This window comes from Burkholderia sp. NLJ2, assembly GCF_049487195.1.
In the GTDB taxonomy this organism is placed as follows: Bacteria; Pseudomonadota; Gammaproteobacteria; order Burkholderiales; family Burkholderiaceae; genus Burkholderia; species Burkholderia pyrrocinia.
Map to the genome: position 1 here is coordinate 1,478,234 of NZ_CP137810.1, position 19,120 is coordinate 1,497,353.

Annotated in this window: 15 protein-coding genes and 1 pseudogene; 8 read left to right on the forward strand and 8 right to left on the reverse strand. The window is 62.6% G+C overall.

The features are described 5' to 3' along the window. Window positions 1–9: 9 nt before the first annotated feature. Entirely contained in the window at window positions 10–1,764 is a 1,755-nt protein-coding gene (locus tag R9B84_RS28945) for an ABC transporter permease (RefSeq protein WP_423763380.1), read from the reverse strand. A gap of 81 nt (window positions 1,765–1,845) precedes the next feature. Further along, complete coding sequence (locus R9B84_RS28950) at window positions 1,846–3,435, reverse strand: inorganic phosphate transporter (protein ID WP_423763381.1); 1,590 nt, start codon at window positions 3,433–3,435, stop codon at window positions 1,846–1,848. 253 nt (window positions 3,436–3,688) lie between these two features. Here R9B84_RS28950 and R9B84_RS28955 point away from each other — a divergent pair, with 253 nt between their 5' ends. The 4 genes from R9B84_RS28955 (at window position 3,689) to R9B84_RS28970 (ending at window position 6,810) form a co-directional block, all read left to right on the forward strand. Then, window positions 3,689–4,633, forward strand: coding sequence for a metallophosphoesterase family protein (locus R9B84_RS28955; protein ID WP_423763382.1), 945 nt, complete (start codon window positions 3,689–3,691; stop codon window positions 4,631–4,633). 19 nt (window positions 4,634–4,652) lie between these two features. Beyond that, on the forward strand, window positions 4,653–4,994 hold the full coding sequence (locus R9B84_RS28960; protein WP_423763383.1) for a cupredoxin domain-containing protein: 342 nt from the start codon (window positions 4,653–4,655) through the stop codon (window positions 4,992–4,994). 94 nt (window positions 4,995–5,088) lie between these two features. Beyond that, window positions 5,089–5,550: a cupin domain-containing protein gene (locus R9B84_RS28965; protein ID WP_423763384.1), complete on the forward strand. Its 462-nt coding sequence runs from the start codon at window positions 5,089–5,091 to the stop codon at window positions 5,548–5,550. Window positions 5,551–5,670: 120 nt separating this feature from the next. Further along, window positions 5,671–6,810, forward strand: a complete 1,140-nt coding sequence (locus R9B84_RS28970) for a patatin-like phospholipase family protein (RefSeq protein WP_423763385.1) — start codon at window positions 5,671–5,673, stop codon at window positions 6,808–6,810. 39 nt (window positions 6,811–6,849) lie between these two features. On the opposite strand, the gene R9B84_RS28975 is transcribed toward R9B84_RS28970, so the two are convergent. Continuing rightward, the gene (locus R9B84_RS28975) at window positions 6,850–8,004 is read right to left on the reverse strand and encodes an alpha/beta hydrolase (protein ID WP_423763386.1); all 1,155 of its coding nucleotides are present in this window, start codon (window positions 8,002–8,004) and stop codon (window positions 6,850–6,852) included. Window positions 8,005–8,089: 85 nt separating this feature from the next. Beyond that, entirely contained in the window at window positions 8,090–8,995 is a 906-nt protein-coding gene (locus R9B84_RS28980; protein ID WP_423763387.1) for an HAD family hydrolase, read from the reverse strand. A gap of 114 nt (window positions 8,996–9,109) precedes the next feature. On the opposite strand from R9B84_RS28980, the gene R9B84_RS28985 reads away from it, so the two are divergent. From R9B84_RS28985 to R9B84_RS29000, 4 genes and pseudogenes are all read left to right on the forward strand, one after another. After that, window positions 9,110–9,619: a pyridoxamine 5'-phosphate oxidase family protein gene (locus R9B84_RS28985; protein ID WP_423763388.1), complete on the forward strand. Its 510-nt coding sequence runs from the start codon at window positions 9,110–9,112 to the stop codon at window positions 9,617–9,619. Between the two features lie 152 nt (window positions 9,620–9,771). After that, entirely contained in the window at window positions 9,772–11,286 is a 1,515-nt protein-coding gene (locus tag R9B84_RS28990) for a phytoene desaturase family protein (RefSeq protein WP_423763389.1), read from the forward strand. A gap of 254 nt (window positions 11,287–11,540) precedes the next feature. Continuing rightward, window positions 11,541–11,999 (forward strand): MEKHLA domain-containing protein, encoded by a 459-nt coding sequence (locus R9B84_RS28995; protein ID WP_423763390.1) that lies wholly within the window; start codon window positions 11,541–11,543, stop codon window positions 11,997–11,999. A gap of 120 nt (window positions 12,000–12,119) precedes the next feature. Continuing rightward, a pseudogene (locus R9B84_RS29000) lies at window positions 12,120–12,513 on the forward strand (YncE family protein); the annotation flags it as partial. Between the two features lie 326 nt (window positions 12,514–12,839). Here the strand turns inward: R9B84_RS29000 and R9B84_RS29005 are convergent. The 4 genes from R9B84_RS29005 to R9B84_RS29020 form a co-directional block, all read right to left on the reverse strand. Continuing rightward, window positions 12,840–13,127: a PAAR domain-containing protein gene (locus R9B84_RS29005; protein WP_423763391.1), complete on the reverse strand. Its 288-nt coding sequence runs from the start codon at window positions 13,125–13,127 to the stop codon at window positions 12,840–12,842. Between the two features lie 15 nt (window positions 13,128–13,142). Then, window positions 13,143–14,102, reverse strand: coding sequence for a T6SS immunity protein Tli4 family protein (locus R9B84_RS29010; protein ID WP_423763392.1), 960 nt, complete (start codon window positions 14,100–14,102; stop codon window positions 13,143–13,145). A 98-nt stretch (window positions 14,103–14,200) separates the two neighbouring features. Further along, entirely contained in the window at window positions 14,201–16,054 is a 1,854-nt protein-coding gene (locus R9B84_RS29015) for an esterase/lipase family protein (RefSeq protein ID WP_423763393.1), read from the reverse strand. Between the two features lie 83 nt (window positions 16,055–16,137). Then, on the reverse strand, window positions 16,138–18,918 hold the full coding sequence (locus R9B84_RS29020; RefSeq protein WP_423763394.1) for a type VI secretion system Vgr family protein: 2,781 nt from the start codon (window positions 18,916–18,918) through the stop codon (window positions 16,138–16,140). Between the last annotated feature and the right edge of the window lie 202 nt (window positions 18,919–19,120).

A 19,120-nucleotide genomic window follows, 5' to 3' on the forward strand; every position in this document is an offset into this window, starting at 1 on the left:
CGCTTACTCTCAATCGAGACGGAGCCGGGATTCCGCATAGGCGTACATCGGACGCCACAGCAGACGGTTGAACAAGGTAACGAACAGGGACATCACCGCGATGCCCAGGATGATCTTCGGGAAATCGCCGGCGGCGGTCATCTGCGCGATGTACGCGCCGAGGCCGTGCGCGACGACCTTGGTGTCGCCCCACTGCACGAACTCGGACACGATGCTCGCGTTCCACGCGCCGCCCGACGCGGTGATGGCACCAGTCACGTAGTACGGGAAGATGCCGGGCAGGATCGCCTGCCGCCACCACTGCCAGCCGCGGATGCGGAAATTCTTCGTCGCTTCCTTGTAGTCGTTCGGATAGGACATCGCACCGGCGATCACGTTGAACAGGATGTACCACTGCGTGCCGAGCACGATCAGCGGCGACAGCCAGATGTCCGCATTCAGGTGGAAGTGGACGATCACGATCACGAACACCGGGAACAGCAGGTTCGCCGGGAACGCGGCGAGGAACTGCGCGAGCGGCTGGATCTTCTCGGCGAGCGCCGGGCGCAGCCCGATCAGCACGCCGAGTGGCACCCAGATCACCGATGCGATCGCGATCAGCACCAACACGCGCAGCAGCGTAATGAGCCCGAGCACCAGCACGTGGCCGACCTCGGCCATCGTCACGCCGGTCGCGACGAAGCTGACGACGCGCCACACGACGTACACCGTCAGCAGGATCACGAACGCGCCCCACACGATGTCGCCGATGCGCGACGAGGCGCGCGCCGACGCGCCGCGCGAGCGCGTGCCCTTCAGCGACGGCAGGCGCAGCGGAATCCGCGCGGCCTGCGACAGCAGCCAGCCGGCCGGCACGAGCAACTGATGGATCAGGTGCGTGCGGCGCATCATGTCGAGCAGCCAGGATTGCGGCGCATCGCCCGACGCGGTGTTCTCCATCCGGAACTTGTCGGCCCACGCGACGAGCGGGCGGAACAGGAACTGGTCATAAGCCAGGATCACGACCGACATTGCAACGATCACCCAGCCGATCGCGCCGATGTTCTTGTCCGAGATCGCCTGCGCGAGATACGCGCCGACCCCCGGCAGCGTGATGGTCTGGTTGCCGACGGTGATCGCCTCCGACGCGACGACGAAGAACCAGCCGCCCGACATCGACATCATCATGTTCCAGATCAGCCCCGGCATCGAGAACGGCACCTCGAGCTTCCAGAAGCGCTGCCACGGCGTCAGGTGAAAGCCGCGCGACACTTCGCTCAGGTCGCGCGGCACCGTGCGCAGCGACTGGTAGAAGCTGAACGTCATGTTCCATGCCTGGCTCGTGAAGATCGCGAAGATCGCCGCAAGCTCCGCGCCGAGCACGCGGCCCGGGAACAGCGCGAGGAAGAACGTGACCGTAAACGAGATGTAGCCGAGCACCGGCACCGACTGCAGGATGTCGAGGATCGGGATCAGCACCATGCCCGCGCGACGGCTCTTGGCCGCAAGCGTGCCGTAGACGAGCGTGAACACGAGCGACGCGACCATCGCGGCAAGCATCCGCAGCGTGGTCCGCAACGCGTATTCGGGCAGGTTCGACGGGTCGAGCGCGATCTTCTGCGTTTGCAGCACGCCGATCGGCGCCATCGTCTGATGGAAGCCGACGATCGCCATGGCAAGCAGGCAGATGATCAGCGGAAACGCGATGGCATCCCAGCGGTTGGGGAGCACGCGCCACGCCGAAGCGTTCGCGGTGCGATTCGGATCGAAGAACCTGATATCCATCGGTAGCGTCTTGTGTTGAATTGAAAATCGATGGGACCGGCCGCATGCCGCGCGGCCGGGCGGCGCATCCGTCGGCGCCGGTCAGAACAGCCCGTGCAGCGCCCAGTACAGGGCGGCCGACAGCGCGATCGACGCGGGCAGCGTCAGCACCCACGCGAGCACGAGGTTGCGCACCGTGTCCCAGCGCAGGCCCGCGCCGCTCGCGGTCATCGTGCCGGCCACGCCCGACGCGAGCACGTGCGTCGTCGATACCGGCAGCCCGTACGCGTCGGCCATCCCGATCGTCAGCATCGCGACGGCCTCGGCCGACGCGCCCTGCCCGTACGTGAGATGCGACTTGCCGATCTTCTCGCCGACCGTCACGACGATCCGCTTCCAGCCGACCATCGTGCCGAGGCCAAGCGCGATCGCGACCGCAACCTTGACCCACGTCGGGATGAATTTCGTCGCGCGGTCCATCTGCTTCTTGAACGCATCGAGCGCGCTCGCGTCCTCGACCGGGAACGCCGGCGCCTTCGCTTTCTCCATCAGGCGGATCGCCTCGGACGCGACGTACATGTTGTTGCGCACGTTGTCGACGAGGTTCTGCGGCACGCTCGAGATACCGCCGGCCTGCGCGACCTGGTCGGCGATCGTGTCGGTAAGCTTGCCCAGCGCGGGAATCGTCGCGGGCGTCAGCTTGTGCGTGCGCACGTATGCCTCGACGTCGGCGCGCGGGTCGGCGGACTGTGCGGCCGGATCCGCGTACTTGACGAGCGTCGTCGACGCGTGGCGCGCGACCGCGACGAACGTGCTCGTCTGGTCGGGCGTCACGGCCTTGTTCAGCGCGTATGCGGTGGGCATCACGCCGATCAGGATCAGCATGATCAGCCCCATGCCCTTCTGCCCGTCGTTCGAGCCGTGCGCGAACGACACGCCCGTGCAGGTGAGGATCAGCAGCAGGCGGATCCAGAACGGCGGCGGCTTGTTGCCTTTCGGCTCCTGGTACAGCGCCGGCACGCGCACCAGCGCCTTCAGCAGCAGCAACACGAGTGCGGACAGCACGAAGCCGATCAGCGGCGACAGCAGCAGCGCCTTGCCGACGCCGAGCGCCTGGTTCCAGTCGACACCGCTCGTGCCCGACGGGCCGCTGACGATCTGGTTCATCAGGCCGACGCCGATGATCGAGCCGACGAGCGTGTGCGAGCTCGACGACGGCAGTCCGAAATACCAGGTCGCGAGGTTCCACGTGACGGCTGCGATCAGCAGCGCGAACACCATCGCGAAACCGGCGCCGCTGCCGACCTGCAGGATCAGCTCGACGGGCAGCAACTGCACGATGCCGAATGCGACGGCGCCGCTCGACACGAGCACGCCGAACAGGTTCCAGAGGCCCGACCAGACGACGGCCAGGTGCGGGTCGAGCGAATGCGTGTAGATGACGGTCGCGACCGCGTTCGCGGTGTCGTGAAAGCCGTTCACGAATTCAAAGCCGAGCGCGATCAGCAGCGCGACGACGAGCAGCACGAACGGCAGGACCGAACTTTCCGTGACCGGGCTGAGGTCGGCGCTCAGGTGAATCGCGATATAGACGATGCCGCAGGCAATGATCAGAAAAAACAGCGCGAAGCTGAGGGTGCGGGTACGCTGGCTTGCCGCGCCGCTGGTTTCCGTTGCCGCGAGATTCGGCATGAAGGGGCTCCGGAGAGGTGACTCGGTGTCGCAGGCTATCGGGCGGCCATGACGCAAATATGACGTATCGATTACAGGACATTAACAAGTCATCGTTCGGCATCCCGACAGCCGCCTTGCGGGCCGCCACCGGTGCCCGAATTCGCACATGGCGGGAATAAAACCGTCGTTGCACCGGTATGGCACACGAAGGCGCCGGTTTATTCCAGGACGATCCGGCCGTCCCGTTTCGTCATACGATTGCGAGGCTCCCATGTCTTCCTCAAACCCCACCCGTCCGTCGCGCCGCAAAGCACTGCAGTGCATGGCCTTCGGCGGCCTCGGCACGCTGTTTACGCTGTCGGGCGGCATCCTGACGCCGTTCGACCTCGCGCTCGCGCAGACCGGCGACGCACGCCCGGCCGATGCGGGCCGGCCGCTGTTCGTACAGATCAGCGACACGCACATCGGCTTCAACAAGGACGCGAATCCCGACGTGTCGGCCACGCTGCGGCAGACGATCGACCTCGTCAACGGAATGTCCTCGATGCCCGCGCTCACCATCCATACCGGCGACATCACGCACCTGTCCAAGCCGGAGGAATTCGACCACGCGTCGCAACTGCTGTCCGCGCTGCGCGTGCCGGAACTGCACACGGTACCCGGCGAGCACGACGTCACCGACGGTTCGGGCGCCGAATATTTCAGCCGGTTCGGCAAGGCGTCGGACAACCGCGGTTATTACAGCTTCGATCACGCGGGCGTGCACTTCATCGGCCTCGTCAACGTGATGCATTTCAAGCCGAACGGGCTCGGCAGCTTCGGCGACGACCAGCTCGCGTGGCTCGCGCAGGATCTGAAGGGCCGCTCGTCGAGCACGCCGATCGTCGTGTTCTCGCACATGCCGATGTGGACCATCTACGAGCCGTGGGGCTGGGGCACCGGCGACGCGCCGCAGACGATGGCGCTGCTGCGCCGTTTCGGCTCGGTCACCGTGCTGAACGGGCACATCCACCAGATCGTGTCGAAGGTCGAGGGCAACATCACGTTCCATACGGCGCGCTCGACCGCGTTCCCGCAGCCGACGGCCGGCAACGGCCCGGGCCCCGTGCCACTCACGGTGCCGCGCGACCAGTTGCCGAAGATGCTCGGCGTGACGACCGTGGAGTTCGCCGGCCACCCGACCGCGTCGGCGCTGCACGACGCGACGCTGGCCTGATAGTCATAAGGAGACCGACATGACCCGCTTCAAGCAACCAAAAATCATCGCGGCGCTGATCCTGTGCGCGGCCGCCGCCGGCACGCCGCTCGCCGCGTTCGCGCAGGGCCCGGACGGCCCGCTGGTCACGATCCACAACTTCATGTTTTCGCCGATGTCGACCACGATCAAGGCCGGCACGACGGTCACGTGGAAGAACCTCGACGGGGAACCGCACACCGTCGTCAACGACGCCGGCATCTTTCATTCGAAGGCGCTCGACCAGGACGAGACGTACTCGTTCCGCTTCGACAAGCCGGGCGTCTACAAGGTGTTCTGCGGGATTCATCCGTACATGAAGGAGACGATCACCGTCGAATGACGCGGCCCGCCACGAAACGCGCGGGCGAACGGCGGGCGGTGGCGGCCTACAATGACCACCGTCCCATTCGCCCGCGTGGCAAACGGAGCCGCCCATGCCCAGGATCGACCTCAGCACCGTGCCCGAACGCCGCGGCAGCGGCTATCCGCGGCCGTTCGACGCGCCGTGCGCGCAGCGCATCCGCCAGCGCCTCGGCGACGCCGGCGGGCTGCGCGATTTCGGCGTCAACCTGATGCGCGTGCCGCCGGGCGGCTGGTCGAGCCAGCGCCACTGGCATTCCGACGAAGACGAATTCGTCTATGTGCTCGAAGGCGAACTCGTGATGATCGAGGACGGCGGCGAGACCGTGCTGCGCGCGGGCGACTGCGCGGCGTTTCCGAAAGGCTCGGGCAACGGCCATCACCTCGTCAACCGGTCGGACGCGGTTGCCGTCTATCTCGAAGTGGGGTCGCGCTCGCCCGACGATGTGATCACCTGCCCCGACATCGACATGATGAGCCCGAGCCGCGACGGCCGGTTCCTGCACAAGGACGGTACGCCGTACCCGGACGCGTAACGCCGGCCGCCCGGCGGCGCATGCCTGCAGACGCGCGTCTGGCGATCCCGCGCCGCCGATCGCCTACACTGAATCGAACTGTTCGGATCCGACCCACCGTCACACGCAGCGAGGCAAGCCATGACCGCGAGCCAGCCGGCACGAATGGACCTCCCCGGGCAAGTCGTACTCGTGCTCCAGGGCGGCGGCGCGCTGGGCGCGTACCAGCTCGGCGTCTTCCAGGCGATGGACGAAGCCGGTATCCGGCCCGACTGGGTGGTCGGCACGTCGATCGGCGCGATCAACGCGGCGCTGATCGCCGGAAATCCGCCGGAACGGCGCTACGAGAAGCTGCTGGCGTTCTGGCAGCGCGTGACCGAACGGACCCGTTTCGACGTCTCGCCGCTGCTGCCCGGCTGGGACAAGACGCTGGCCGAGCTGATGATCATCGGCGGCGGCATTACGGGATTCTTCCAGCCCAATCCGGCGTCGTGGCTCGGGCCGATGGTCCGCCTCGGCGTCGATCGCGCATCGTATTACCGGATCGCGCCGCTGCGCGACACGCTCGCGTCGCTCATCGATCCCGACCTGCTGAACGCGGGCCACCCGCGCCTGACCGTCAGTGCGGTCAATGCGTGCACGGGCGCGATGCGCTATTTCGATTCGCGCGATACGCATCTGGGCATCGACCACATCATGAGTTCGGGCGCGCTGCCGCCCGCGTTCCCGGCGATACGGATCGACGGCGAGCCGTACTGGGACGGCGGCGTGTATTCGAATACGCCGGTCGAGGTCGTGCTCGACGACAACCCGCGCCGGAGTTCGATCATCTTCTCGGTGCAGATGTGGAATCCGGCCGGCCCCGAGCCCGAAAGCATCTGGCAGGTGTCGGAACGGCAGAAGGACATCCAGTACGCGAGCCGCACCGACAGCCATATCGCGCGCCAGCAGCAGATCCACCGGCTGCGCCACGTGATCCGCGAACTGGCCCGGCACGTGCCGGAAGCCGAACGTGCGTCGCCTGCCGTGCGCCGGCTCGCCGCATGGGGATGCGAGACCACGATGCACCTGATCAAGCTCGCGGCACCGCGACTCGACGGCGACAATCAGTTGAAGGACATCGATTTCACGCCGGCCGGCATCGCGGCCCGCCGGCAGGCCGGCTACGACGCCGCGAAACGGGCCATCGCCGCACGTCCGTGGGACAGGCCGACGGACCCGACGGAAGGATTGACGGTATTCGACCCGGATGCACCGCCGGTCGCTGAAAAACCGGCGTGATGCGCGGCGGCGCATCGTGCGCCGATCGTACCTGTGCGATCAGGTGGGCGCGGCCGGCGCGGTTCCGGCAACGACCGGACACGACTGCGGCAACGCCTGGCCGAACAGCACGGCCAGCCCGCAAGCCGACGTGAACATGCCGAGATTGTCGTGTCCGACGCCCGGCACTTCGACGACCTGCTGCGCGAGATCGTCCGGATGCCGCTTCTTCAGGTAATCGAAATACGCGAGCCCGCGTGCGAGCCGGTACGGGCCCTGCGCCATCGCCGCGCACGAGCGGTCGATGAAATGCGTGTAAGGGTTCGTGTCGGCCTGCCCGAGCAGGTACACGACATGGCGCGCGGCGTAGCGCGTTTCGAGGTCGCGCACGTCCTGCGACGCGACGTAAGGCGGCGCCGACTTCAGCCCGTATTTCCATTCCGTCGCGCGCGGGCAGGCACCGCCCGCGATTGCGCCGGCGTCCGGCCGTTCGTCGTCGAAATACAGGTAGCTCGACGGGTTCGCGACCACGTAGCGCACGGCAATGCCGGCCTGCGCCAGCGCGTCGCCTTCGTGCCCGGCCACCGCGTAGCGCTGCAGCAACTGCGCGCCGGCGGAATGACCGATCACGACCACGGTCGACAACGCCGGGTACAGGCTGCGATCGGCGAAATGCGCGAGCAACGCGTCGAGCGCGGCGAACGAACTGACCGGGCCCGGCTGGCGCGCCGGTTCGCCGCCCTTCCATCCTTCCTGGGTCCAGGCCAGCGTTTGCGCGGGCAGCGAGAACGCACGCGTATCGGCGCGCGTCAGGAACTGCGGGGCGACGACCATCGTGCCCTGCCCGGCCGCGCCGGCCTTCCCGACGACCTTGAGCCCCGACGCATAGTACGCGTCGGCATTCCGGAGCGTGCCGTGAATCACGATGAAGACGCGCGTGACGTCGGGCGCGGCCTTGTCGAGCGGATGGTCGGCGTAGACGGGCAGCATCGCGCTGCCCTGCGGCGTAGCGACGGCCACGCGCTGGTCGGCGACGGCCTTGACCGGTGCCTCGAGACGTTCGCGCTGCGTGGCGGCATCGGCCGGACGCGCGCCGCCCAGTACACCGATTGCGGTACACGCTGCCGCGAACGGAATCGCGTATGACAGGGTTCGGGCGGTCGGCAGCACGCGCGACAGCCGGTTTCTTGCAAAGGCGAAGGAAATGAGTGACATGGCGACGGACCGGGTTGCGGGTATGACTTTAACGGCGATGGTCGCAGAATCCGTCGCGCACTGCCGGCCGGTTGCGGAAAGCGGTTCAGTCTGCGGTTCGGTCGGCCGGTTCGGCACCACGTTCGGCATCGACGCGGGCTTCACCCGAAGCACGCTGCATCCGCCGCACGATCGCGGCCAGTTCGCCGATATGCGCGGTCACCGCCTGCTTGCCCGCGCGCGCCCATGCGTCGAACGACGTCATCCCGCTCACCGCGCCGACGAACGGCACGCCGGCGCGCTCGGCCGCCTGCGCGTCCACCGCATGGTCGCCCACGTAGATCGCCGCGGCGGCCGGCAAGCCAAGCCGCGCCAGCGCCAGCTCGAGCCCTTCCGGATCCGGTTTGTGACGCTGCACGTCTTCTCCGCCGATCAGCACGTCGACCAGCGACTGCAATCCGTTCAACGCTAGGATCGCGTCGATCCGGTAACGAAACTTCGACGAAACGATCGCGACTGCGAGACCCTGCTCGCGCAGACGCGCGAGCAGCGGCGGCACTTCGGGATAAATGCGCGTGCCGTGCACCATGATCTCGTCGGCCCGCGCCACGAAGTGCCGCGCGAACGCGTCGGCCCGCGCCGGGTCGGGTTCGCCTGTCAACGAACGGAACATCTCGTGCAGCGGCAGCCCGATCACGGCGCCGATCCGCGCAGGCGTCGCGCCGGCGGTGCCAAGCCGATGCAGCGCGTAGTCCGTGCATTCGATGATCGCGGCGGACGAATCCGCCAGCGTCAGATCGAAGTCGAATATGACGGCCCGAACAGACATGAAAGATCTCCTCAAACAAGACAGGCCCGTGCGCGACGCGCAGACCGTTTCACAGCATAGGCAAAGAAGGCATCGAACGGTGCATATCGAGGTGCAGACGTCCGTACTGCAGCACGTGCGGAACATCACGTGGACACCTCCAGCGCATGTTGTCAAAATAATGCACGACGTATACAGTTGCATTTAGTGCATTAAATAGCATTGTCTCCCGAGCAATTTGACGTCTACGGCAGGCCTGACGTCACGCGAAGCCTTCGATGTTCAAGGCTCACCACTGAAACGCTATCGCACATCATCATGACTGCAAGCCAACTCTTTCAACAAGCAACTGAAATCGTCAGCAATTGCGCCTTCTGTTTTGTAGCTTCGAACGATGCGTCCGGTCAGATCAACTCCAGGGTCGTCGAGGTGCTGGAGATCGGGGAGGACCTCACGATTCGTTTCATGACCGATTCGAGAACGCGCAAGGCGCTGGAGATTCGCCAGGGGCAGGCGATCAGTCTTTCCTTCCTCAGCATGGCTGACCGAGGATACGTGACGATCGGGACCATCCCGACAGTCTCCGCGGAAACTGCGCTGAAGCAACGCGTCTGGAAAGAATCGCTGCGCACCTGGTTCCCGAACGGGCCGGACGATCCTTATGTGGTGACCGTTACCTGTGAGCCCGCGTGGGTTGAACTGTGGTCGCAGATGCGGGGGATTGCGCCTGATCCGCTGGGCCTCAACTCGGTTCGGCTGACTCGGAAGGATGGCGACTGGCACGCCCGGCATACGTTCCCGGCCAATGGCGAACCATTGCATCCTTGACCGCCCGCTCGACGCGGCGAGCTACGCGTCGAGCGCTGCCCTGTGATGGCAAGTCTTGTTCGCCGGCATGCGATGCGGTCGAGACTTGTCACGAATTCACCTTTTATGCACGATACGCAATATTGCTCATCGTGCAAATAATGAGGGATCGTATGACGAGCAATGGCGAGGAACCCGTCGTCGTGATCGGCGCAGGCCTGGCCGGCCTGGCTGCCGCGCTGACGCTGGCGCGCAATGACCGACCCGTCGTCGTACTGGAGGCCTCGGACGAAGCCGGCGGCTGCTGTTCCACCACGACGGCCAACGGGTTCACCTTCAATAACGGCGCGATGTATGTCGCGGTGCCCTCGCTCATTCGTGCGTCGTTCCGGCGCCTTGGTCTCGACTTCGATCGCGAGGTTCCGATGGTGGCCATCGAACGGCCTCACGTGACGCATCTGGAGAATGGAACGGCCGTCCATCTGTCCAGTGCCGGCACGTCATATGTGGAAGGCGACAGGGAGGCTTCACGGACACAGCAACTGCGTGACGGCCTTGGCAGGCTCCAACGGCAATGGGGCCCCGTCTACCGGACGCTGGTTGATGACGTTCTGCCGCAGGAGCCTTCGCTTCTACGGACGTTAGGCAAACTGTGGCGTTACCTGCCCCGCATGAATGGGCATGTCAGCCGCCTGATCGCGTCGCACTTCGCTGATGCAGACCTGCAGGCGGCCGTTGCATCGACACTGCTCTACACCGGGCAACCGCCCGATCGCCTTCCGGCGACGCAGATCATTGGCTTGCTGGCCATGCTGGAGGAGGGATTCCATTTGCCTCGCGCAGGCATGGGCGCCATCAGCTCCGTCATGGCGCGCGAACTGGCCAGGAGATCGGTGCCGATCAGGTTCGGTGCCCATGTACGCGAAATCCTCGTAGAGAACGGGGCCGCCCGGGGCATCGCGCTTGCCGACGGCGAGCGCATCTCGACCGATTGCGTCGTGGCGACGTGTTCAGGTTTCGAAGTGGTCCGCCACCTGTTGCCCGCCCACGCCGTACCTCGGCGGCTGGCGCACACGGCCCGCGTGGCACCGCTCTCGCATCGCGCGATTTCAATCCAGATCGGCTGCACCGGCGCCGCGCTGCCCCGCGCCTTCATGACCAATCATGTCCCCCCGATGCCGCAACAGGCGGCCATGCATGTATTGACGCCCGGCGCGCCTCGCTGGCTCGCCTACACCTGTCCGTCACAGGTGCTGCCGGGGCTTGCGCCAAACGGCAAGGCAGTATTGGAACTGTATGCGCCAGCAACGGGAATCCATTCCGCATCGGGATGGACGAGCGCGATGACGCAGGCCGCGGTCGGCGACTATCTCAACGCGATACAGGCCCATCTTCCCGGCGTTTGCTTCGAAAACATCCGCGTATCGGATCCGCAGGATTTCGCGCGCGGACGCCATCTGTACGAGGGGGCGCTCTACGGCATTGCGCCAGGCACCACGCCTGACAAGTTCTTTCCGCATCGGACAGGGCTGCGCGGCCTCTATCTCGGAGGACAAACAACGTTCCCGGGGTATGGCGTACCGACGGCGATTCTCTCCGGCGTCCAGGCCGCGGAAGCGGCAGTACAGGACATACGCGGGCATGTGCGAGTTGCGCGTTGCATGACTTCGGGCAGGTCGACCCAGTAAAGCGGAAAGCTTGAGCAGTATTTTCATCCGGGCGTTTTCAAACGAGCCGGGAGATTCGGCGACGGCCCGCACACTCATGCTCGTCAGCACCGGATACCTGCTTCGCGTCGGCGCGCAGCCTCTCGCATCCACGTTCGGCGCTTCGCTCCCGGCTGCCATGTCCGGATGGCGTACCCGCGCGATCCGGCACGATGCGCAGCGCCGCATGAAGCTGCTGTATCGTAACGGCTTCCGATCTTCCCGTGATGTGTCAGATGACTCCGCTCTTTCGCAATCCAGCCTTTTATCGGTTGCTTGCCGACAGCCATGCTCGACTGCTCGGTCGCCCGCTCGTGCCGGCAACCGTTCCCGAGAATGACGCTACCGAGTGGCTCTATGAGCGCGCCCCGTTCGCAGTGCTTGCACACAACACCGACCCCGATCCGCTCTTTATTTATGCCAACAAGGCTGCACAGCACCGATTCGGATATAGCTGGGATGAAATCACCCGACTTCCGTCCCGGCTCTCTGCCGAAGCGCCGAATCGCGAGGAACGGCAGCAATTCCTCGCACGCGTCCAGCGGCTTGGTTACGAGACCGGATACAAAGGGGTTCGCATCACGAAATCCGGCCAGCGCTTCATGATCGAGGAAGCAACCCTGTGGCAGCTTCTCGATACGGACGGCAGATTGCACGGACAGGCCGTCGTCATTCCCCGTACATCTGACATCTGATTGCATTCCCCGCGGTCCGCGCGACACAACGCAGCGACACAACGCAAAACCGGAATTGATTGCCCCCCGACAGGAGAAGGAGCGCCTGCGGCAATCATGCGTGCAGCGCCGGATGGTGGCCGCTTCGATCTACCCGGTGCCAAAGGCAACCACGGCCTGTTGATCGATCCGCGTGATCGCCTCGCCTTCATCGCGTGCGAGGGCAACGACAAGCTTCTCGTCTTTGATTTGTGCGCCCGGCGCGTCGTCCATTCGTTCGATATCGGCAGCGCCCCCGATGTGCTCGCGTTCGATTCGGTGCAGGACACCCTCTACGTTGTGGGCGAAGCAGGCATCGGTTCGATGTTCAGCGTCAGAGGCTCGAAAGTCACCAAAATCGGCGAGGGGTCGCCTCGAGCTGAATGCACATGTCGTCGCTGTCGACCCGGCCACCCACCGGTCGTACTTTCCACTGACGGTTGTTGGCGGCCAGCCGGTGCTGCGTGTGATGGAACCCAAACTTGGGACTCCGTGATGGCGTCACCTGATGGAGCATGAAAAACAACCAGACAGAAACCATTTGATTTTACTGGATATTATTTGAGGGTCGGACTGGAAGCTGTTGTCCCGCCTAGGTCAGGCTACCCGGTATAAAGCATTGAAATCAAGGGGTGGCCATACTAACGCGGTCCGACAGGCAGACACGACGGGAAGTCGACGGATGTGCACCCTGAAGTTTTGCTTTTTTTCGGCGACGATCCCGGTGCGCTACGGCGTATCCGAGCACCGGCTCATTTCCGCCGCCAGAAGAAGTGAAAGAATCCGCTTATTGTCACGCAGAGAGACATTCTCCCTGAATAGCTAAGTGTCGCTAAACGACGTCGTCTGCGAGGCAACCAGACGCGGTGGTGGCGAACACAGACAGTTGCAAAGATCGTCACTGAGCGCTGCCTGGCGCCCATCGGGTCCGGTGGTGGAAATCCGCGTGCCATCACACGCGATTTTCCCGACGGTTTTGCAGACCGGACAGAAGACGGGATCATGCTCGTAGGCTTGCTCCCGACCATTGATCAGGTCGGCCCCATCCCCGGCCTGCACCACTCCGCCAACTGTTGTCAGATCGCCCTTCACGATGTCATAGCGCGGCATTCCTCGATCTCCTGCTTACTTCGCTGCGCCACGATAATGGAAGCTGTTCAGGACCGTGTCCCACGCCTGGACGGCCTGCTCTTCATTCACCGGCGACGTCGTCACGGACGCCGAATTCACCGCGTCAGGATCCGCACCGAACAACAATTGAATAGCGGTGTGCGGTTTTGACGGGTCGCCCTCTATCCCAGGTGCCAGCAGGTAAAACTGGTATTTCTGAACACCATCTTCGTGAATGCCGACGAGAATTTCCTCGGCTTGAATGCCGGCGACCTGACGCTTGCCTTTTCGCAATACCTTATAGTGCTCCGCATACGGCTTCAGCTGAGCTTCGAATTCTGAGAGTCCGCTCAACAGCGACGTCTTCTGATCGGCATCAACAGATTCGCGCATCTTCACGATCAGATTAGACGGTCGCCCCGGAACAAGACCGGCCGCGACAGTCGCATCGAACGCCGGAAGTTGTTTGCCGCCGATAAGGCCACCGTTAAAGCAAAATGCACTATCGTTCGGCACATCCCAGTCATCGCGCGGGCGAATGTTTCGGAGTACCTCGGATGCGTTCTGAACCGCGCTCTGGTCATAACCATCTCCGAACTTGTTCTTCAAGGTGAATTGCGTATCGTGTGACCACGCATACCCCTCCACGTCGTACGCAAGCTCGGCGGGCGGAACGTCGTATCGCCCGAAAACGAAGAAGCGCGAGTACTCATTGGGTTGCGCCGCTTGATGCAGCCAAGGCGTCTTGGTCGGTGAATATGAATTGTGCGGATCAACCCGCAGTTTGGTCTTCAGTTCGTGCTCGCGCGCTTCCACTCGCCGTCCGAATTCCTGTTGACCTACATTCTTCGTGACATCGATCGAGTATCCCATGTACTTGTATTCTTGGTTGTACACCTCTGCATCATGGGGAAGGTCAAGAACGAAACGGCCGATACACCACGGGCGGGTGTCGTGCATCACGGGGGTGGTCATAGGCAACTCCGACGGATTACTCTTCGAGCACGCGGCCAACCCTACCGAGAAGGCCACGAGCACGACTGCGATTCGATTTGTGAACTGGTTCAATGTTGTCATACAGGAACGTCGATCGATTTTGCGACCTTGACCACACTATAGAGTGTGGCCCACTTCGCCCATGGGTGCCCGAAACAGCCCTGGTGGTCGAATCCATTCTGCGTGAAGGCGATCTGCACACCTTTTGCCTTCTCGCCAGGGACACCGGCCTTCAAACCACGTGCGACGGATTCCCCAGACCAGCTTGGCACAGTGCCATCCCCGAAGATCAAGCCTCGTTCCTGCGGAAAATTGGGATCCATGATTTCCGCAAAAAGTGTACAGGCAAGTCCCTTGACCCGGATACGGATCTGCCCCTTCTGGTCATCACTCAAAAATTCAGCCTTCAGCAGATCGTCTTCGGTCGTTCCTACCGGGAAATCGCCACGCCAATAGATTCGGCCAAAGGTGAGCAGCTTGTCCGCCGTTGCCGTGGTCTCTTGCCGGGTAGGAACCTTGACTGTACCGCCCTTCGTTGGGTCAACCTCACTCGACCGTAGCAAAGGACCGTTCCCGTAGAATGCATAGGTGTTCGGATGGTAGTTGTTGATCAACTGATGCTGCCGGTCAACCACATCCTGCATTGTCGTCAGAAAATTCTTCTGCAGTGTCATGCCAGGCTGAGTCGTTTGCAGGCGCCGTTTGGCGATCCCCGCCGGGTCAAGCATTCCGTCAGACTGGTTAGGAACCAAGCCGTACCACGCCTGTGACGTAAAGAGCTTGAGCGTGTCGTTTTTCTTCGGCAGCGTAAGCACTTCCTGCCGCTTCGAGTCCCGCACAACCCACCACGGATCATAGTCGTGATAATCGGGCATCGGAAGGAGCTCCAACGGCCCCGGCGCATTGACCGTGATTGCCGTGAATTCCGGCGCATTTCGACCCACCAGTACCTTATTGAGGACTTGCCCTTCCCCTTCAGCCCCCGCGCGAAACCGGCGTGCGGCCAAAGGTGCGCCAGTCGCCGGCTGAGCCCCGTGAATCACGCCATACATTAGATCCTCGTAACCGGCAATCACAGAAGCCATGCGGGCGACCAGGCCACCCATGGAGTGTGTGATGATGATCGCCTTCTTTACTTTGTTCTCGGCACAGATCTCCTTGATGCCCATCAAATGGTATTTCTTGTGGGTTTTCTGATCGACATAGTCGACGCCCTTCACGGCGTCTTCGGCCGACAGGAGATTCGATTGCAGCCAGTTGTAGCCGACCGCATACACTGGATACCGGTACTGACAGAACTTCTTAAACTCATCCGAGCCGACCTGAAGCGGGTCGATACCCGCACCATTCGCGCCGTAATTCGACGGCGCGGTGCCGATGACCGGGCGCAATGTGAAGTCCTCACCTTTGGGGTCGCCGTTTGCCCAGGCGCCAAGGAGCTTCCCTGCCTTCATCGGATTGTTGAGTTCTCGCTCAAGCCAAGCGAGTGACCCGTGGTAGCTCTTGCAATGGACCGACCCCCAGCCTCGCCGTCGCGCCTCGTCTGCCGTCAGATCGCAACCCGTCGTCACGATTGCCCCGAGAGTCGACACGACTGCTGAGGACGTGTCGTACTTTGTTTCTCGCTCCGACGCATCTGCAAAGTATCCATGCCAGCCGAATCCTATCGCTGCACGGTTGACTTCATTTGGCGGATTCCAGATCTCCTGCCCGGTATTTTTGTTGATCAGCAGGGAACCCATCACCCCGGGAATAAAGATTACCGGAATAGGCGGCCGCGGATCGCAATGAACCTCTTTGCTGCATTTGTTAGCATCGGGCGTTAACGTCACCTTTGCGGACGACCCGCCGCCTGGCTCGTGCTGCCCTTGAATAACGACCGTATCGGATTGCTTGGTTGCGTTGTTGCCGCCGGAATTGCTCGTGCCCATACCGGTACCTACGATGACTGCGGTTGATCGGAGAGATTCAGAGTGTGTAGATGGCGATCGCCTCGTTCCACGATTCGGTCCGTCTAGCCGGCCTCGTTAAGCGTGCGAGGCAACACACGTACAGTCATCGTCTCGACGTCCACGTTCTTCTGCACGGAGGTCTTGCCGAGTTCGTCCGTGACCCCCTTGATGACTGTTCCATCGCTCCGTACGAATTCGTACGGATGGTTCTTGAGTGCTTCGCCCGTGATCGAGTGGCGAAGCACATAGGGATCGTTGAATGCTGTTTTAGGCAAGCTGTTCATGTGTTCGGCGATCGAGCTCGGACCTTGTCGGCTGAACGATGCCGATTTGATCGTGCGTGGTCCTCGCGAGCCATCTTCGATACCATCCGCGGTGATGCGAATGTACGAGCCGCCACACTTGAGGATCAGCTCCTGCTTCGCCTCGATTACAACCCTACCCTGATTGCTGGTAACCGTTACGTCACGATCGGCGAACAGGGTCATCGCGTCACTTTGCGCCGCGATCTCGACCTTGCCCTTTGCAGCGAACAGCTTCATCCCCGCTTTCTGCACGAACAGGCTGATTTTTTCCGCCGCTGCCACGACGAGAGATTTGCCCGTAGCAACGTGAGTGTGTTCGCCGCTGACCAGGTTGATGTGCCGATCGGTTGCGATGCTAGTCGACTGTCGCGACGTTAATCCGATATCGGCTGGCGTGGCCATCACGATCATCGGGGTGGCGAAGCCGTTGGCTTCCCCTGTCCCGCCGCCATCGGTCCTGCCCCCTGACGTTTGTCCCGAAACGGGATGTTCGGTAGCCTTTGCGACGGCTTTCAGCGTGTCTTGACTCCCCTCCAGCGACTCGGCCTGCGCCGTCGCGCTGGCGCTTGATAGCGATTCAACAAGCATGCCCGAGCGCGTCAGCTGATCCCGAGCCTCAACGACATCGAGCTGCTCCGCATCGTGCGCCTTGGCGTGCGTGCTCAAATAGAGGCCGCGATTCGCGCGTACGGCTCCGTAGTCGTCGGTGTGAATCTGAAAACCTGCACCAAGGTAACGCCCACGCGTATTCCGGTCTTGGCTGATCAGATAACCCTGATGGAACGAGCTGTAACTCGAACCCGTAAAGGAGGTCAGTCGGGTCGCACCTTGGTTGGTTGAGTCGTCGTGCACCAACGAGTTGAAGGCGCCCGTACCGCCGAACCCACTTGACTGGAAGCCCGATAGCAACACGTTCGTATGCCAAGGCGGTTGAGTCGTACCGCCGTTGAGCCGTCCTAACACGAACGGACGATCACAATCACCGCCCCAGTGACTAATCGCCACCCATTCGCCCGCGCGCGGAACGTGTACGGCGCCGTATGAGTTCCCAGTGTCGGACTGCAACGACAACAGCAACGGTGATGTGTTGAAAGCACCTGCAGGACTTTGGCGATCCCACGCGTGCCTCACGCGAACTCGGTTCGATTCGTCGGCCCACGCTTCTTCTCCGTCGGGCGCAACCACGATCGCATGCTCGATATGCACGATTGGTTTGCGGTGCTCGAACGGGCTCCGATATTCGATAGTCGTGGCTTGAGCTTCAACCTCGACGACGAAGAATCCAGTTTCGCCGTCGGCCGGGTGTGGCTGCGATTGGAAATCGCTACCGCGCGCGGCTTTCGCATCGGAAACTTGCCGCTGCAAACTGTGGGGGAAGGCGGCACCCTGACGAGCCACAGGCACGTTGTTTTCGACGAGCCACCGCGCTTCGATCGCGACAAACTCGCGGTGCTTTGAGTCGGAATCCGTATGTCGAGGGTGGTCGTTCAGCACGAAACGAGACCCCGCGTCGATCCACCGCAATCCGGCGACTGCGGCGTAGCGCAGTGCCTGCGCATCCCAAGCCTGGGTGTGCAATCGCGCACGGGACCCACCGGCATCCGTGGTGGCATACCCATACGGCGTCGATTCGAAAACCTCCATCGGCACCGTCGGGATGCTTTGTGTCTCGCGTTGTCGCCGCTGCTCGATGTCGTAGGTCGTCGACTCGATTTCGCTAACTGCCTCGAAGTCGAAGCTCGGGCGCTTGTAGTCGAATGAACGGGTTGTGTAGCGCACGCTTTGGAGGGTTTGGATAGCTGCCCATTGCGCCACGCCGTCGCTTTCATTGCTCGCGTTGCCGCGGGTATAGGTCGCATCCTTTGGATTCGGTAGCGACGAAAGACGGTCGACGATGACCAAGCTGGTCCTCGGTAGCTCCCCTGACTGGGTGTTCGCGTGCTCCCAGTAGAAATACCAACCCTCATCCTCGAGCAGCCGATGGACGAAATTCAGGTCAGACTCGGCCTGTCTGCAATACGACCGCACACGGGGTGAGTTGACGGTGTTGAACCGATAGCAACCTTGCAGCTGTGGATATCGGTCAAATACATTCGACAGGATCTCCCGTGCATCCTTTTCGAGCCAAAAATGATCGTCGCGGGTATGCCCAAGGAAGTACAAGGCTGACGATATCTCGAGCTGGTAGACGGCCAGGCCACCATCGGCCCCGAGCATCCCGATACGGTGAACAAAGCCGTGGACGGGGCGATAAGTCGACTCGGCGAACGGTGCGGTTACCTGCTGAATCCACAACGTTACGGCCTGATGCATCAACGACAGGAGCGTGATATCGGTGCGCATCGACGCTACATCGACAGTCCATCGATAGTCGCGCCCTATTTTTGCGTGGCCTTCGGCACGTAAGGCAACGAGGGTGTTCGCGCCAAGGGGCGTGTCGAGTTTCAGCAGCCGATCGTTTTGCAGAATGCCTCGGTGAAAAGCGTCAAAAAGACCGCTGGACGACAGCTCCCCGAGCGAGGGTGCCCTGGCTTCCATTTTTTTCTTCCTTCCTCTCAGATACCCCGCACGGCCGCGGAGGCAAGAACGTCCGGACCGGTGATCACGGCCGTCCTCACTGTATCGAAACCATTATTGGGAAAATGCCGGCGACGGAAAACGACGTTCATTCCACTAATACGCCGACCATCCTATCAAATCGCCATTATGATATCGCACGCATTTGACGATATTTCATACG